16 protein-coding genes are annotated in these 16090 nt (G+C 61.8%); 12 read left to right on the top strand and 4 right to left on the bottom strand.

Translation table 11 applies throughout. The features are described 5' to 3' along the window. The first annotated feature begins 150 nt into the window (after positions 1-150). The 10 genes from R8L07_17870 (at position 151) to R8L07_17825 (ending at position 9878) form a co-directional block, all read left to right on the top strand. Entirely contained in the window at positions 151-1560 is a 1410-nt protein-coding gene (locus R8L07_17870; protein MDW3207409.1) for a DEAD/DEAH box helicase, read from the top strand. A 93-nt stretch (positions 1561-1653) separates the two neighbouring features. Next, positions 1654-1893 (top strand): Lrp/AsnC ligand binding domain-containing protein, encoded by a 240-nt coding sequence (locus R8L07_17865; protein ID MDW3207408.1) that lies wholly within the window; start codon positions 1654-1656, stop codon positions 1891-1893. A gap of 11 nt (positions 1894-1904) precedes the next feature. Then, entirely contained in the window at positions 1905-2450 is a 546-nt protein-coding gene (locus R8L07_17860) for a protein phosphatase CheZ (GenBank protein MDW3207407.1), read from the top strand. After that, on the top strand, positions 2447-3292 hold the full coding sequence (locus R8L07_17855) for an NlpC/P60 family protein (protein MDW3207406.1): 846 nt from the start codon (positions 2447-2449) through the stop codon (positions 3290-3292). The genes R8L07_17860 and R8L07_17855 overlap by 4 nt, the downstream gene beginning before the upstream one ends. Positions 3293-3317: 25 nt before the next feature. Next, positions 3318-4097: a 2-oxo-tetronate isomerase gene (gene otnI / locus R8L07_17850; protein MDW3207405.1), complete on the top strand. Its 780-nt coding sequence runs from the start codon at positions 3318-3320 to the stop codon at positions 4095-4097. Next, complete coding sequence (locus R8L07_17845) at positions 4094-4705, top strand: HD family hydrolase (GenBank protein ID MDW3207404.1); 612 nt, start codon at positions 4094-4096, stop codon at positions 4703-4705. Before otnI ends, R8L07_17845 begins: the two co-directional genes overlap by 4 nt. Before the next feature lie 163 nt (positions 4706-4868). Beyond that, positions 4869-6083, top strand: coding sequence for an imelysin family protein (locus tag R8L07_17840; protein ID MDW3207403.1), 1215 nt, complete (start codon positions 4869-4871; stop codon positions 6081-6083). Between the two features lie 81 nt (positions 6084-6164). Continuing rightward, positions 6165-7706: a di-heme oxidoredictase family protein gene (locus R8L07_17835; GenBank protein MDW3207402.1), complete on the top strand. Its 1542-nt coding sequence runs from the start codon at positions 6165-6167 to the stop codon at positions 7704-7706. Between the two features lie 26 nt (positions 7707-7732). Continuing rightward, positions 7733-8800, top strand: a complete 1068-nt coding sequence (locus R8L07_17830) for an imelysin family protein (protein ID MDW3207401.1) — start codon at positions 7733-7735, stop codon at positions 8798-8800. A 103-nt stretch (positions 8801-8903) separates the two neighbouring features. Then, on the top strand, positions 8904-9878 hold the full coding sequence (locus R8L07_17825; GenBank protein MDW3207400.1) for a DUF1513 domain-containing protein: 975 nt from the start codon (positions 8904-8906) through the stop codon (positions 9876-9878). A gap of 10 nt (positions 9879-9888) precedes the next feature. Here the strand turns inward: R8L07_17825 and R8L07_17820 are convergent, their stop codons facing one another. Continuing rightward, positions 9889-10422, bottom strand: coding sequence for an SRPBCC family protein (locus tag R8L07_17820; GenBank protein ID MDW3207399.1), 534 nt, complete (start codon positions 10420-10422; stop codon positions 9889-9891). After that, positions 10419-10802 (bottom strand): metalloregulator ArsR/SmtB family transcription factor, encoded by a 384-nt coding sequence (locus R8L07_17815; protein ID MDW3207398.1) that lies wholly within the window; start codon positions 10800-10802, stop codon positions 10419-10421. Before R8L07_17815 ends, R8L07_17820 begins: the two co-directional genes overlap by 4 nt. A gap of 135 nt (positions 10803-10937) precedes the next feature. Here R8L07_17815 and gcvA point away from each other — a divergent pair, with 135 nt between their 5' ends. Next, positions 10938-11873 carry a transcriptional regulator GcvA gene (gene gcvA / locus R8L07_17810; GenBank protein ID MDW3207397.1) on the top strand — a complete coding sequence of 312 codons (936 nt, stop codon included), beginning with the start codon at positions 10938-10940 and terminating at the stop codon, positions 11871-11873. 115 nt (positions 11874-11988) lie between these two features. Further along, on the top strand, positions 11989-12648 hold the full coding sequence (locus tag R8L07_17805) for an NAD(P)H-dependent oxidoreductase (GenBank protein MDW3207396.1): 660 nt from the start codon (positions 11989-11991) through the stop codon (positions 12646-12648). Between the two features lie 83 nt (positions 12649-12731). On the opposite strand, the gene R8L07_17800 is transcribed toward R8L07_17805, so the two are convergent. Further along, positions 12732-15182: an FAD-dependent oxidoreductase gene (locus tag R8L07_17800; protein ID MDW3207395.1), complete on the bottom strand. Its 2451-nt coding sequence runs from the start codon at positions 15180-15182 to the stop codon at positions 12732-12734. Beyond that, complete coding sequence (locus R8L07_17795) at positions 15179-16075, bottom strand: phosphotransferase (protein MDW3207394.1); 897 nt, start codon at positions 16073-16075, stop codon at positions 15179-15181. The genes R8L07_17800 and R8L07_17795 overlap by 4 nt, the downstream gene beginning before the upstream one ends. Between the last annotated feature and the right edge of the window lie 15 nt (positions 16076-16090).

Here is a 16090-nt window from a genome sequence, read left to right as displayed (position 1 = left end):
ATAGGGCAACAGTTGGGCAATCGTGCGCCCCTGCAAGGTAAGAGATATTGGGCTGTCGTTGACAGGAAAGGCGCGCGGCCTATAGTCCGGCGCAATCGAAGACGCCGGATTTGGTCGATTCTGACGCAATAAACCGGCGAGAAGGAACGCATGGCGACGACTTTTGCCGATCTCGGTCTCAGTGACCCCATCCTGCGCGCGATCAGCGACGCGGGCTATGAAACCCCGACGCCGATTCAAGAGAAAGCGATCCCTTATGTCCTGATGAACCGGGATATACTGGGCTGCGCACAGACCGGGACGGGCAAGACCGCGTCCTTCACCCTACCGATGATCGACATCCTGTCCCAGGGACGTGGCCGGGCGCGGATGCCGCGGACGGTGATCCTGGAGCCGACGCGGGAACTTGCCGCACAGGTCGCGGACAACTTCGAGACCTACGGGAAGTATAACAAGCTCAACATGGCCCTGCTGATCGGCGGCGTGTCATTTGCGGAGCAGGAAGCCAAGATCAATCGCGGTGTCGACGTCCTGATCGCAACGCCGGGACGCCTGCTGGATCATTGCGAGCGCGGCAAGGTCATCCTGACCGACGTGAAGATTCTGGTCATCGACGAGGGCGACCGCATGCTCGACATGGGGTTCATCCCCGATGTCGAGAAACTGGTCTCGCTGATGCCGCCGCTGCGTCAGACGCTGATGTTCTCCGCCACCATGCCGCCGGAAATCCGCAAGCTGGCGTCGAAGTTCCTCAGCAACCCGAAGGAAATTACCGTCGCGCCGCCGGCCAGCACGGCCGACACGATCGAGCAGCGTCTGATGAAGGTCGACGGGCGACAGAAGCGCAAGACGCTCTATCGTCTGCTTCAGGACGATACGATCAAGAACGCACTCGTCTTCTGCAATCGGAAGCGTGATGTGGCATCGCTCTACCGCGCCCTTGAACAGGCGGGTTTTTCGGCCGGTGCCCTCCATGGCGACATGGATCAGTACAAGCGCCTCGAATGGCTCGACAAGTTCAAGAAGAACGAGATCAACATCCTGGTCTGTTCCGACGTCGCCGCACGCGGCCTGGACATTCCGTCCGTGAGCCACGTTTTCAATTACGACGTCCCGTCCCATTCGGAGGACTACGTTCACCGGATCGGCCGGACCGGCCGTGCCGGGCGCAGCGGTGTGTCGATTACCTTCGCCAGCGACAACGACAGCAAGTATCTGGACGCGATCGAGAAGCTGATCGGGAAGAAGATCCCGCAGGTCACGGAGGCCGGACAGGCCGAAGACGCCGAAGCGAAGACCGGCAACGATGAGCCGCGGACCGAAACCGGGCCGGAGGATGAGGCTCAGCCACAGAAGGCGGACGCCAAGCGGGGACGCGGATCGCGATCCCGCAGCAAGAATGCGCCGGCGAAAGACGAAGCACGCGAAGGCAAGGGCCGTCGCGGCGGCCGGGAGCGCAGCGCCGCTGCCGAAGCCAACGACGATCCCCTGCCCGATATTTCGGACGTCCCGTTCGGCAAGACCGAGCAGGTTCCGGCCTTCCTGCTGCGCGCGCGGTAAGCCATTCCGCAGACCGGGTTTTCCTTGCACCGCGCAGGTTGCGCGGGGCATTCTCCAACTGTCTGTACAGTTCGATGAGGAGACCGATCCATCATGCGCACGTTATTCGTTCAGGTGAAATGCGACCTGGGGGAGGCCTACACCACCGCCGCCGAGGCGGTCGAATCCGTGGAGCATGTGTCTGAGGTCTATTCGACGTCGGGGCAGTACGATCTGCTGATGAAGTGCTATCTGCCGGAAGACCTGGATGTCGGGCGTTTCGTCACCGACCATATCCAGAAACTGCCGGGCGTTCGGGATACCTTCACCATTCTCGCGTTCAAAGCGTTTTAGGGGGAAGTCGGATGCCGGAACGGCACGCAAACGACAAGCAACTGAAGTCCGAGATCGTCAGTCTCGTCCAGTACATCAAGCGTTTCAGGGAAGAAATCGCCCATATGGTCGCCGCTGACGGCAACCAGACGCGGTTCGAAACCATGGCCGACCAGTTGGACGCCATTGTCGGCGCGACGGAAACGGCGACCCATTCCATTCTGGAACACATGGAATCCGTCGATGGTCTGGTTGAGGAAATCCGCACAACCGACGACCCCAAGGCGCGTGGCGCGCTGTGCGACCAGATCAGCGAGAAGACCATGGAAGCGATCGAGGCCTGCACCTTCCAGGACATCACCGGCCAGCGTGTGACCAAGATCGTCCGGTCGATGAAATTCGTCGAGGAGCGGGTGAACAAGATGATCGACCTCTGGGGTCATGACGAGATCAATCGGCTGGCCAGCGAGTTCGCCCAGGAGGACAAACCGCAGGGCGACGATGCCCTGTTGAACGGACCGGCCCTTCAGAAGGAAGCGTCGATTTCCCAGGACGAAATCGACAAGCTGTTCGATTGAGCGACCTCGACCGACGCCTCAACGCCTACCGACCGGACCTCGCTGCCCAGTCGCTCCAGGGCCAGGTCGAGGCCACCCGCTTTGTCGCAGGCGAAACGGCACGTGTGGTCCACCCTGTCCTGCCGGTAAGGCCGGCGCCGGATGCGGCCCGGCCGCGGGATACGGAATTCCTGTTCGGAGAACCGGTTACGGTCTATGACACCAGCGACGGCTGGTCCTGGGTGCAGTCTCAGTTGGATGGATATGTCGGCTATGTCGACGCAACGGCCCTTTCCTATTCCGAGCCGTCACCGACACATCGGGTCGCCGCCCGCCGGACCCATCTTTATCCGGCACCGGAACTGAAACGGTTCGCCGTCGCTGCGCTGCCTCACGGCGCCTTGGTCCATGTGGTGGATGTCAGCGGACGCTGGTCTCAGATCGCTGACGGCCAGTGGCTCTATTCCGCCCATCTGGTGGCGGTGGATCATCGCGAACGGGATCCCGTCGCCGTTGCGGAACGCTTTCTGGAAACACCCTACCTCTGGGGCGGTCGGTCCAGCGAAGGCATGGATTGTTCCGCGCTGGTTCAATTTGCCCTGTCCGCCTGCGGCATAACATGCCCCAGGGATTCCGACATGCAGGAAAGACTGGTCGGCACCGAGATCGACTTTGAAGAGGCTCCGCTTCAACGCGGCGACCTCGCCTTCTGGCCCGGGCATGTCGGCATTCTGACCGCACCGGACAGGATCCTGCACTGCAATGCCACGGATATGTCCACACGGGTCTGGACCTTGCCGGACCTAAGAGCGCATATTCGCCGGGCGGAGGAAACCGAACTCAGAGCGGTTCGACGCCCCTGATCGTCCCTGCCCGGGAAAGGACTTCATGCCCCGTTTCGCGGCCAACCTGTCGATGTTGTTCACCGAAGTGCCGTTTCTGGAGCGCTTCGATGCGGCGCGGGAGGCCGGTTTCGCCGGCGTCGAGTTCCAGTTTCCCTATGAACACGCCAAGGAAGAAGTCGCCGAAGCCCGAGAGAAGGCCGGCGTCGAGGTCGTGCTGTTCAACGTTCCGGCCGGCGACTGGGCGCGCGGGGACCGCGGTATCGGCGCCCTGCCCGGTCGCGAGGCGGAGTTCGAACGCGGGTTCCGGACCGCCATGGACTATGCCGCAATATTGGAATGCGAACGCCTTCATGTAATGGCCGGAATCGCTCCAGTCACCCTGGACGAGCGGGTTCACCATTCGGCCCTGGAAGGGAATCTTCGCCGCATAGCCCCCCATGCGGAGCGCGGCGGTATCACGCTGATGGTCGAGCCGATCAACACACGCGACATGCCGGGATATGTGGTGAACCGGACCGAACAGGCGATCCGCATCATGGACAATGTTCAGGCCTCCAACCTCGCCCTGCAGCTCGACATCTATCACCGCCAGATCATGCAGGGCGACCTGATGGCAACCATCGAGCGTCATATCGGTATCATCGGGCATATTCAGATCGCCGGTGTGCCCGGCCGCAACGAGCCGGACACCGGGGAAGTCAATTATCCGGCCCTCTTCGATCGTCTCGACCGGCTGGGATACAATGGCTGGATCGGATGTGAGTATCTTCCCCGGGAAGATACCTGGTCGGGCCTGAAATGGTTGAAGCCCTATCTGACATGACGGCCGGTGCGGAAACCAAACGGGCGTGGCAACGCATGTTGAGCGGCCGCCGGCTGGATCTCTTGAATCCCAGCCCTGTCGACATCGAAATTGAAGACATTGCGCATGGACTGTCCCGGGTGGCCCGCTGGAACGGCCAGACGACCGGCGACTGGGCCTTTTCGGTCGCACAGCACAGCGTTATGGTTGAAGCCCTTGCCGTGGAGCTGAACCCGAAATTGACCGCCTCCCAGCGACTGATGGCGCTGCTGCACGACGCGTCGGAATATGTTGTGGGCGACATGATCTCGCCCTTCAAGGCAGCGATTGGAATTGACTACCGCGCCCTGGAAGATCGGCTTCAGACGGCGATACACATCCGCTTCGGCCTGCCCTCTCAAACGCCCCCGTCCCTCAAGAAACTGATCAAGAAGGCCGACCTTCAAGCGGCCCGCATCGAGGCAACGGGCATCGCCGGCTTCTCGGAAAAGGAAGCCCGCAAGCTTTGGGGCAAGGCTCCGTCGGTCGGCTCCAGCGGACCGTTCGATCCGACGCCCCTCCGTCCGGACGAGGCGAAATCCAGGATGATTTCCCGATACCGCCATCTATCCGCCGCGATGCAGGCCTGATCGGCAAGAGGTGTAATTCGGACCGGTTCCGTTCGTGTCACCTCTCTGTTGACTCGCCATCATTGAAATGCAATTGACTCTCACTAGCATTCTCAAAATCGGGAGAGTCCCCTTGAGCGCAGTCAAGAATACCCTGGTCGCAGCAGCCTTCGCGACGTTTCCAATGATGACCGCACAGGCAGCTGATCCGGAAGCGGTGCTGAACACCTATTCGGATATTGCCCATGCCGGCTACGAGGATTCCCTCATTACCGCGCGCGCTCTGGACAGCGCAATCGATGCCTTGATCGCAGCGCCCAGTACCGCAACCCTTTTGACGGCAAGGGCCGCCTGGATTGCCGCGCGCGAGCCTTATCAGCAGACCGAGGCCTACCGCTTCGGAAACGCCATCGTCGACGACTGGGAAGGACGCGTGAACGCCTGGCCGCTGGACGAAGGACTGATCGACTATGTCGCCACGTCCTACGGCAGTGAATCCGACGCCAATGCCCTCTACACCGTAAACGTCATCGCCAATCCGAAACTGACCGTGAACGGTACCAAAGTCGACGCAACGCGGATAACGCCGACGCTACTGTCCGAGACATTGCATGAAGCCGAAGAGGTCGAGGCGAATGTCGCCACCGGCTACCATGCGATTGAGTTCCTGCTCTGGGGGCAGGATCTGAACGGTTCTGAGGCCGGCGCCGGCACCCGCCCCGCCAGCGACTTCGACGTTGAAAACTGCACCAACGGCAATTGTGACCGCCGTGCCGCCTATCTGAAGGCGGCTTCGACGCTCTTGATCGCGGACCTGGAGGAAATGGTCGGGAACTGGCAGGCCGATGGCGCTGCGCGCGCCGCCTTGCTGGAGGACCCGAAACAGGGCCTATCGTCGATCCTCACCGGCATGGGGTCGCTGTCCTATGGGGAATTGGCGGGTGAGCGCATCAAACTGGGCCTGATGCTGCACGATCCGGAAGAAGAGCATGACTGCTTCTCGGACAACACGCACGATTCCCATTACTTCGATCAGATCGGCATTCGAAACGTCTATACCGGCACATACCGACGCATCGATGGATCGGTCGTATCGGGCCCTTCCATTTCAGACCTGTTGCGCGATCTGAATGCCGGGTTGGATCAGGAATTGCGCACCAAACTGAATAACAGCGTCGCTGCTCTGGCGGTCATGCGCGCACGAGCGGAGTCCATCGAGGCTTACGATCAGATGATCGGTGAAGGAAACGCGACCGGCAATGCCGTTGTCCAGGCCGTCGTCGACGCCCTTGTCGACCAGACGCGCTCCATCGAACGCGCCGTTGCAACGCTGGGATTGTCCGCAATTGAGTTCGAAGGCTCCGACAGCCTCGACAACCCGAACGCCGTTTTCCAGTAAGTCCGTCATCGCATCAGGCGGTTATCCGGACGGGAGAAATTCCGTCCGGATTTCGGTCTCAGCGGAAGTTCAGAGGGTTTCATGCGCGCAATGATTCTTCATTGTCCGAAGACCACGGCGTTGGCGTTCGTCTCTACCCTCTTCCTGAGCCTCCTTGTCCCCCAAATTGCGGCACAGGAACCGGGACGGACCGACCTATCCGCCACAGATCGCGGCCGGGTGGCGGCCGTGGTCAAACCGGCGACCGCATTCGACAAGCCGGAGAGTTTCGAGGTCATGTCCGCGGGTGCGGCAACGTCAATGGCAACGCCGGACGGCAATGCCTTTTCCCACCCATCGGCAAATCTTGATTTCGAAGGGGAGCAGAACTTCAAGCTGGGCAATGGGTTGTTCAGGAAAGTTTGGGTGGCCTCGCCCGCTTCCACTCGCGCATCCGACGGACTTGGCCCCCTGTTCAACGCGCGATCCTGTCAGAGATGTCATTTGAAGGACGGGCGCGGCCATCCGCCGAACGGACCGGAGGATTCCGCGGTCTCCATGTTCCTGCGCCTGTCCATTCCGCCGCAGACAGATGATGAGAAAGAAGCCATCGAAGGCGGCCGTGTTCCACGCATTCCAGAGCCGACCTATGGCGGCCAACTGCAGGATCTCGCAGTGCCCGGCCTCCCGGCAGAGGGAACCATGCGGATAACCTATGAGGATGTCGTCGTCGAACTGAACGGCGAGCCCCCTGTAGTTCTGCGGAAACCCTCCTACAGTATCGAGAATCTGGGATACGGGCCATTGCATCCCGATACCATGATGTCGCCCCGTATCGCGTCTCCGATGATCGGCCTGGGACTTCTGGAGGCGATCCATCCCGATGACATTCTGCGCCAGGCGGATCCGGAGGACCGCAACGGCGACGGCATTTCCGGACGGCCGAGCTATGTGTTTGACCCGGCAACGGAGACCATGATCCTGGGCCGGTTTGGCTGGAAGGCCTCGATGCCGGACGTGGAACAGCAATCCGCCCATGCCTTTGCCGGCGATATCGGGCTCTCTACACCCCGTCTGCCGATCGATTGGGGCGATTGTACCGACAAGCAGCCAAAGTGTATCGGCATGCCCCACGGGACACAGGAAAGTCTGGGCCCCACGGAGGCACCGCCGCCCGTCCTGGAGCTGGTGTCGCACTATGCACGCAATCTGGCCGTCCCGGCGCGGCGCCATGTCGACGACCCGGCGGTTCTTCGCGGCAAGGCGCATTTCTATGCGCTCGGCTGTCCGGCATGCCATACCCCGAAATATGTCACCAGCCGCGAGGCCGAGTTCGAGGAACACCGGTTTCAGTTGATCTGGCCCTATACGGACATGCTTCTGCACGATATGGGCGATGGGTTGGCGGACGGTCGCCCTGTCGGCAGCGCCTCCGGCAGAGAGTGGCGCACCCCGCCGCTTTGGGGCATCGGTCTGACTGAACGTGTGAACGGTCATACCTTCTTCCTGCATGACGGTCGCGCCCGCACCCTGTTGGAAGCAATCCTCTGGCACGGCGGCGAGGCGTACTCTGCGCGGAATGCCGTCACCCGGCTTACGCCGGAAGAAAGACGCGACCTGATCCGCTTTCTGGAGTCCCTGTGATGCTTCGAAGGAAACTGCCTTCGCTGATGGCCGCAACATTGTTTGGAATGATTGCGCTTCCCCTCTCCGCGGAACCCTTGGACCTGCAGGGGGCCGTCAACCGTTCGATCGATGACGTCATCGTTCCCGGATATGAAGCGCTGGCCGGGGCAGCCACAGAGCAGGCGGACGCGATCTCCACCCTTTGTGATGCACCGGGCGCCGTCGCGCTCACCGCCGCGCGGACCCGTTTCCAGACGCTGGTGGCTACCTTCTCGAGAATGGAGCCGTTCCGCTTCGGTCCAGCCCGAGAGGATAACAGGATCGAGCGGCTGTTCTTCTGGCCGGACCCTAGAGGACGCGGACTGCGTCAGGTTCAACGCATTGTCGACAGCGCGGATGAATCCGCAACCGATCGACACGCACTTCAGCAGAAGAGCGTCGCGGTTCAGGGACTCCCGGCCCTTGAATTCACGCTGTTCGGTACTGGAAGTGAGACGCTGGCCGACGGGCGCGCCCCACACCGCTGCCGATATGCCCGCGCCACGGCCAACGCGATCGCGGATGTTGCAATCCGGTTGCGGGATGAATGGTCCTCACCGGACGGATATGCGTCCCGCCTGCGGCACCCGGCGGAAGACAATTCGATCTATCGCAATGCCGACGAGGCCATGCAGGAGCTCCTGAAAGCGGCGCGGCAGCAACTTCAGGCCACAGCAGACCTGAAACTTGAGATTGCGCTAGGCGATGCGCCGCAAAACGCGAAGCCGAAGACCCTGCCCTTCTGGCGCTCGGGCCATGCTCTGAGAGCCATCGAAAACAATCTGATCGGCGTGAACCGTTTGATCGCGGTCTGGCAATTGGGTTCGATCCTGGATCGTGAAACCGCCCTGATTGCGGACCAGTTGCACAGGGAGTTGGGAACCGCCCTAGATGCCATCGCTGCGGCACAAGCGATGGACGAAGACGTCTTGGCGGTCGTTGAATCGTCGAATGGACACAGCCACTTGGTCTATGCCGGGATTCCAGTGAGAAGCGCGATCGCCCTGCTTTCCGAAGACATTGCCGACGCACTTGGTCTGACGGTCGGATTCAATGCCCTCGACGGCGACTGAACTCTCGCGACGTTCCGCCCTCTCTCTGCTGGCCGCAGGCACGGCCTGGCCTGCAGAAAGCCTTGCGTCCCCGTCCGGGGCGACATTCCTGTCATCCCGTCGAATGCCGGACGGCGAAAATGTCGCCACCCTAGTCTCGGAAACCGGACAGACCCTGCTTGAACTTCCCTTCGACGGCCGGGGCCATGGTGGCGCCGTGTCGCCGGATGGGCGCTTCTGTGCGCTTTTCGCCCGCCGACCCGGCACAACCATCGTCATCGTCGATCGGCAGGCGGGGATGGCTCGGTGGATCGTAAGGGCGCGGCGGGATCGGCATTTCTTCGGGCATGGTTTCTATGCATCGAGCGGCCGTTTGCTGTTCGCGTCCGAGAATGATTTCGACAGGGGCCGAGGCGTTCTGGGGATTTACGATGTCACCGACGAATACCGGCGCGTCGGGGAGTTTGAGACGTTCGGCATCGGTCCGCATCAATGCCTGCTGTCCCTGGACGGTCGTTGTGCGATCGTCGCCAATGGCGGCATCGAGACTCACCCGGACTTTCCGCGGCAGAAACTGAACCTGTCCACGATGTCCCCCAATCTGGCGAGGATCGACATTCGTACAGGAGAGTGTCTGGAAAGGCACGCATTGCCGTCGGATCTGCGTCAACTGTCGCTGCGTCACATTGCGGAAACGCCGGACGGCTCTGTCTGGATCGGCGGCCAGTATCAGGGGCAGATGGAAGACGACATCCCTGTTCTTGCGGTGGGGCGGCCGGGCGCGCCGCTGAAATCGGTCGACACGCTCGGCATGGATGGGCGTCGCGGCAGGCGCTACATCGGGTCGGTGGCTGCGAATCCGAAGACCGGACAGGTTGCGGTCACTTCACCACGCGGCGGCCTGGCCCATATCCTCGACGGACGATCCGGCGAGGTCGCCCGACGTCTCGAGATCGATGATGTCTGTGGGATTGCTCCCTATCAAGAGGGGTTCCTGTTCAGCGATGGGAAGGGCGGGCTCTGGCACAATCAGAACCCGCTCTTACAAATGCCGGGACACGCCTGGGACAATCACCTGACGGCTCTCGGCCCCTTCTAGCCGCTGCTCGCTAGAGCGGAACGCGCGCCTCGTAGTCCGACCGAAGCCGGACCCACCCGTCCCAGAACGGCTCCGGGTCGGCACCCGACAGCCTGGCGGCAAGAATATCGAGATGGATGTGCCAGCCCGCACCGACCATGACCCTTGTGCTGCGCTCCGCCAATCCGCGATGGATCAGGGTCAGGAGAACACCCTCCCCGGCCTCGCTGAGCTGGATTGTCACCGTTCCACTCTCGCCCCAGGTGAAGGTCAGTCGATGCGGCGGGTCGAACTCGACCACCCGGCTCGCCATCGTCGCCCCCTCGGAAAACCCCTCGGGCCGGCTGCCTGGCGGATCCGTCAGTTCATCGTTGCGCCAGGTCAGCACGAACTCGGCCCCCGTCCCGCCCTTCATGTCGCCGGATGCGAGCCATCTTTGACGCTTGTCGCTGTCAGCCAGGTAGTCCCAGACCCGCTCGATCGGCCCGGGCAAACGGCGTCGGATCTCCAAGGTTCTCTCGTCCTTCAGAACGCCGTAATCCTCTGAAGCAGTCGGCACGCTCATTCTTCATCTCCTTCGGGGGGGTGCGCGGATTTTTGGGGCCCATGCGTCCCGGTATCTTCTTCCAGCAGGAGCTGCTCCAGAACGTCGAGGCGTTGCGTCCAGAACCGTTCATAGAAGCTCAGCCATTCATGGGCGTTGGCCAGCGGCTCAGGCCGCAGGCGGCAAACATGCGTTCGCCCCTGGACTTCCCGCCGGATCAGCCCTGCCTTCTCAAGCGACTTGATGTGTTTCGACGCTGCTGCCAGCGACATGGCGAAAGGTTCTGCGAGCTGGCTGACGGTACGGTCGCCGAGAGCCAGATCAGCAAGCATCCGGCGGCGCGTCGCATCGCCGAGTGCATGAAAGACCGTGTTCAGGTCCTGTACATTTTGATCAACCATACGGTTGAATATAATCGCTCCAGGCAAACAGTCAACCAGGTGGTTTACTATAACACCTCAACGCTTAGCATCTGGACCTTGCCGGCGTCCCGATGCTATCGCTCCTGCACCCTATGACCAGATTGGCGATCCAGCATGGCCGGCCTTCCTCCCCTCAAGAGTCTGCAGGCTTTCAATGCCGTTGCCAGGCATCTCAGCTTCAAGCGGGCGGCGGAGGAACCCAACCTCACCCCTACCGCTGTCAGTCACCGAATTCGTACCCTGGAAGAACACCTGGGAAGAAAACTGTTTCATCGGCTGACCCGGTCTCTGAAACTGACGCCGGCCGGCGGGGCCTACGCCCCGCGCATACGACACGGATTTCAGGCCCTCCACGATGCGGAGGCCGCGTTGAACGAACTCACGGTTGGAGGAAACCTGGTCGTCACCGCAACCATGTCCTTCGCCACCAACTGGCTGGGGCCACGCCTGCATCGGTTTTCGGACCGCCATCCTGAGATTTCCCTGCGGCTGGTCGCCACGGACGAACCGCTGGATTTCGTACAGCACGGTATCGACATCGCGATCCGCTATGGCACAGGGGAGTATGAGGACCGGTTCGTTGCCTGGATCCTTTCCGACCTTGCCGTTCCGGTCTGCGCCCCCGCCCTCTTGTCGGTAAAAGGAGAGCTTTCCCCTGAGGAAATTCTGGCCCTGCCGCTAATCCAGTACGAATGGCGCGGTCATAAATCCGGCGACCCGGACTGGCGGCAGTGGTTTTCGCAGCTTGGCATCGCGTCAGGGAAACCGGCCGCACCCACCGTATTCAGTGATGAACACATGTGCCTGCAGGCCGCCATCGACGGACGCGGCGTGGCGCTGGTTGGTCTGCTTGCTGCAGCCCGCGATTTGGAGGCCGGTCGGCTTTCGATCCCCCATTCCGGACATCTCCCCAGCAAGCGCTGCTATCTGACCTGCCCACAGGACCGAGCCGATCTTCCCGCCTATGTCGCTTTCCGGGAATGGCTCCTGGAGGAAGCCGACCTGTTTCGCGACAGTCGAGCCGGACGCCTTCTGGATTCCGCTCTCTGACGGATGGCCCATAGCTGAAGTAGCTTCACCCATTCCCTGCAGACTCCTCGTTTGTTCCCTCTCTGCTTCGGACCGAGATTTCCCTTACGAAATCTCGTGAAAAGGAGAGTGCGATATGACGACCCTGCTGCATCTGGACGCCAGCCCCCGAACCGAACGATCCCTGACACGCACCTTGTCCGCCGCCTTTGTCAGTTCGTGGATGAAGAGGCGACCGGACGACCGGGTAATCCGACGCGATGTCGGGTTGCAACCGCCCCCTGCCTTGACGGAAGAATGGATCGCCGCGGCGTTTACGGCTCCTTCGGAACGCAGTCTGGCCCAGCAGCGGACACTCGCTCTCTCGGACACCCTGATCGACGAACTGGAGCAGGCGGACGTCGTCATACTGGGCACGCCGATGCACAATTACGGCATGCCGACCGCCCTGAAAGCCTGGGTGGATCACGTGGTCCGGATCGGCAGGACCTTCTCTTTCGATCTGGCGCGCGGCGATGCACCGCTTCGCCCCATCATGGCTGGAAAGCAGTTGGCCCTGCTGACATCGGCCGGAGAGTTCGGCTTCGAGCCCGGCGGTATGCGGGAGACCATGAACCATCTCGACACGCATATTCAGGCAATCCAGCATTATCTGGGAATCGCGGAGTGTCACCACATCGCCGTCGAGTATCAGGAATTCGGAGACGACCGTCACGAAAGGTCAGTGGTCGCCGCCAAGGCCTCCATCGTGACCACGGTAAACACGATTGCGGCGCGACTGAAGATCGCGGCCTGAGCAGAAAGCCGCCACGTCGATAAAACGTGGCGGCTCTTTCAAAGATGGTGCTGCGGCCCTAAGCGGGCTGCCGCTCTTGCCTCCTATGCCTTAACCTTGGCCATGTCCGGATCATAGAGCGGTTTGAGATGAAGCGTGGCCGGGACCTTCTGGGCCGCGACTTCCAGTTCGTACTCGCCGGATTTCAGGAAATCCGGATCCACACCGCCCTTGTTACGAACATATCCGTAGCCGATCGAACACCCCACCGTATGGCCATAGCCGGCACTGGTCAGCCAGCCGACGCGTTCCCCGTTGCGCAGTATCGTCTCCCGACCCAGAAGGGTAATCGAAGGATCATCGACCGTGAAACAGGCCAGACTCTTGCGGACGCCTTCCCGCTTTTGCGCCTCGATGGCGGCGCGTCCCCGGAAATCAATGTTCGACTTGAGCTTCACCGCCCATCCCAGGCCGGCCTCGACAGGCGTGTGATCCGGTCCGATATCGCTGCCCCAGGCGCGATATCCCTTTTCCAGGCGCAGGGTTTCAATGGCCCGGTAGCCCGCATTGCGTAGACTGTGCACACGGCCAGCCGCATGCAGGGCTTCGTAGACCGACACCGCATACTCGACCGGCATATGCAGTTCCCAGCCCAGTTCGCCGACATAGGTGACGCGCAGCGCAAGAACGGGACAGCCGGCAATGCCGATCCGCTTCGCAGTCCCGAACTTGAACCCCTCGTTCGACACATCGTCCCGGGTCACGGCCGCAAGAATGTCGCGGGCGCGCGGGCCCATCAGCGACAGAACCGCATTGGACGACGTAATGTCGAACAGTTGCGCATTGGCCCCTACGGGGATGTTGCGGTTGATCCAGTCGAAGTCGTGCGTCGCAAACCCGGTCCCCGTGACGATGTAATAGCTGTCGGTCCCGGTACGGGCGATCGTCAGGTCGCATTCGATGCCGCCATGGTCGTTCAGCATCTGCGTGTAGGTCAGCGACCCGACCGGCTTGTCGATGCGGTTGGCACAGATCCAGTCCAGTGCGCGACCGGCGTCAGGCCCCTTCAGTTCGAATTTGGCAAAGCTTGTCTGGTCGAACAGGACCGCGTCTTCCCGCGCGGCCTTGTGCTCCCGGCCGACGGCGTCGAACCAGTTGGGGCGCTGAAAGCTGTATTCGTCCTTTGGGGTCTCCTCCGCATCCCGGTCGGCGTACCAGTTCGGCCGTTCCCATCCCAGTTTTTCACCGAAACAGGCACCGTCCTTCTGAAGAATGTCATAGAGCGGCGACCGGCGGCACGGCCGGCCGCTATCGTGTTCTTCCGACGGCCAGGCGATCGTGTAGTGCTTGCCATAGGCCTCCAGCGTGCGGGTGCGCACCCAGTCCGTGTCGAAATGCGGACGGCCGAACCGTCGAATATCGACCGGCCACAGGTCATAGGGCGGCTCCCCGGCATGGACCCATTCCGCAAGGGCCTGGCCGGCGCCTCCGCCCGCGGCGATGCCAAAGGCGTTGAAGCCTGCCCCGACATAGAAGTTCCGCAGTTCCGGCGCCTCCCCCAGGATGAAGTTGCCGTCCGGGGTAAAGCTTTCCGGTCCGTTCAGCAGCTGTTTGACGCCGGCGGTTTCCAGGGCCGGCACGCGTCCCAGCGCCAGCTCCATCAACTGTTCGAAATGGTCAAAGTTCGAGTCGAGCAACGAATAGTGGAAGCCATCGGGAATCCCATCGACCGCCCAGGGGATCGGATTGGGTTCATAGCCGCCCATCACCAGGCCGCCGACTTCTTCCTTGTAGTAGGTCAGTCGATCCGGATCGCGCAGCGTCGGCATGTCGGACGTAACACCGTCGATCTGTTCGGTGACCATGTACTGATGCTCGACCGAAACCAGCGGCACGTTGACGCCGACACTTGCCGCAAGAGTGCGGGTCCATTGCCCGGCACAACAGATCACCTTCTCGCAGTCGATCCGGCCGGCGCTGGTCTCCACACCCGTGATGCGGCCATCCTCTACGACAATGGCATTTACGCCGACATCCTCGACAATGGTCACGCCCGCATTCCGCGCGCCGCGGGCCAGGGCCTGGGTGATATCCGACGGGTTCGCCTGTCCGTCGGTCGGCAGATAGGCCGCGCCGACGACATCGTCGACATTCATCAACGGCCAGAGGTCCTGCGCTTCCTTCGGGGTCAGCAGATGCATTTCCAGGCCGAAGGACCGCGCGGTCGTGGCCTGCCGCTTGACCTCGGTCCAACGCTCCTCGTTACAGGCCAGACGCAGCCCACCATTCATCTTCCAGCCGGTCGACAGGCCGGTCTCCGCTTCCAGTCGGTTGTACAGATCGACGGAATTGCCCAGCAATTGGGTGATGTTGGCATTGGAGCGCAGCTGACCGACCAGCCCGGCCGCATGGAATGTCGTGCCGGAGGTCAGCTTGTGACGCTCCAGCAGTACTGTGTCCGTCCAGCCAAGCTTGCCCAGGTGATAGGCCGTCGAACAGCCGACAATGCCACCGCCGATAATGACCGTCCGCGCGGATTGAGGAAGTCCCGTCATTTCTGTTTTCCTTGAACTTGAACCGACCGGAAGGTCGCCAGGGCGGCGTTGAGCCGCGAAAGGTTCTCTGAGGTGTAGGCGGAATAGTCGAAGTCGATTTCCGAATGTATCTCGGAGACCATGCTCCACATGGTCTCGCGCAGCAGGGAGGCGCATTTCATCGCCTCGTACCGGCGGCACAGATCCGGCGTCGGGTCCTCCCCGAGATAGAGCCGCAGGAGCTCCCTTTCCTGGTCGCCCTCAATACCGTTGTTGGAGGCAAGGCCGCCGAGATCGAACAGCGGGCTGTTGAACCCCGCATAGTCCCAGTCGATCAGCCAGATCCGGTCGCCGTCGTCGATGAAGTTGCCGCACAGCAGATCGTTGTGGCCGAACACCACGTCGACCGGCCCCACGGCGCGCTCCAGATCCGCGGACGTACGTAGCAGATCGTCCAGCTTTTCGGTATGGCGGCTGCCGCCGTCGCGCAAGGTGGCGGCATAATCGCGAATGACATGGAAGACCCAGAACATCAGGACCGGGCCGCGCACGGCCGCCGGCATCTCCTGATGGCAGCGCCGGATCAGCGGCACGATGCGGGAAAGGGTCGCCGGGTTCCGAACGTCCTCCTCCGTCAGCGTACGCCCCTCGACGAAATCGATCACAAGGGCACCGGGTTCGTAATGCCGTAGGGCCGGCGACAGGCCGATCGCTTCCGCGGCGCGACTGGCGGCCAGTTCGTTGAACCGCATCACCTGGTGAACCGGGATGTCGTTGCCGACCCGTACGACGTATTTCCGCCCGGCATCCTCCACCACGAAATTGACATTGGTGATCCCGCCACCGAGAGGCTGGGGATCGACGGGCCCGGTCCAGAAGGACAGTCGGCTGGCCTTGGTCAAGGCATCGGTCATGCTTCGGTCCCCCTG

The organism is Alphaproteobacteria bacterium, from assembly GCA_033344895.1.
Lineage (GTDB): Bacteria > Pseudomonadota > Alphaproteobacteria > UBA8366 > Aestuariispiraceae > Pacificispira.
This window is presented reverse-complemented; position numbering and strand designations above follow the sequence as displayed.

Excerpts from the sequence above, each read along its gene's own strand:
- R8L07_17830 (MDW3207401.1), top strand. The coding sequence starts at position 7,733 with ATGGCCGCAACATTGTTTGGAATGATTGCGCTTCCCCTCTCCGCGGAA.
- R8L07_17795 (MDW3207394.1), bottom strand. The coding sequence starts at position 16,075 with ATGACCGATGCCTTGACCAAGGCCAGCCGACTGTCCTTCTGGACCGGG.
- R8L07_17860 (MDW3207407.1), top strand. The coding sequence starts at position 1,905 with ATGCCGGAACGGCACGCAAACGACAAGCAACTGAAGTCCGAGATCGTC.
- otnI (MDW3207405.1), top strand. The coding sequence starts at position 3,318 with ATGCCCCGTTTCGCGGCCAACCTGTCGATGTTGTTCACCGAAGTGCCG.
- R8L07_17865 (MDW3207408.1), top strand. The coding sequence starts at position 1,654 with ATGCGCACGTTATTCGTTCAGGTGAAATGCGACCTGGGGGAGGCCTAC.
- R8L07_17825 (MDW3207400.1), top strand. The coding sequence starts at position 8,904 with ATGCCGGACGGCGAAAATGTCGCCACCCTAGTCTCGGAAACCGGACAG.
- gcvA (MDW3207397.1), top strand. The coding sequence starts at position 10,938 with ATGGCCGGCCTTCCTCCCCTCAAGAGTCTGCAGGCTTTCAATGCCGTT.
- R8L07_17870 (MDW3207409.1), top strand. The coding sequence starts at position 151 with ATGGCGACGACTTTTGCCGATCTCGGTCTCAGTGACCCCATCCTGCGC.
- R8L07_17840 (MDW3207403.1), top strand. The coding sequence starts at position 4,869 with ATGATGACCGCACAGGCAGCTGATCCGGAAGCGGTGCTGAACACCTAT.
- R8L07_17815 (MDW3207398.1), bottom strand. The coding sequence starts at position 10,802 with ATGGTTGATCAAAATGTACAGGACCTGAACACGGTCTTTCATGCACTC.
- R8L07_17845 (MDW3207404.1), top strand. The coding sequence starts at position 4,094 with ATGACGGCCGGTGCGGAAACCAAACGGGCGTGGCAACGCATGTTGAGC.
- R8L07_17800 (MDW3207395.1), bottom strand. The coding sequence starts at position 15,182 with ATGACGGGACTTCCTCAATCCGCGCGGACGGTCATTATCGGCGGTGGC.
- R8L07_17820 (MDW3207399.1), bottom strand. The coding sequence starts at position 10,422 with ATGAGCGTGCCGACTGCTTCAGAGGATTACGGCGTTCTGAAGGACGAG.
- R8L07_17835 (MDW3207402.1), top strand. The coding sequence starts at position 6,165 with ATGCGCGCAATGATTCTTCATTGTCCGAAGACCACGGCGTTGGCGTTC.
- R8L07_17805 (MDW3207396.1), top strand. The coding sequence starts at position 11,989 with ATGACGACCCTGCTGCATCTGGACGCCAGCCCCCGAACCGAACGATCC.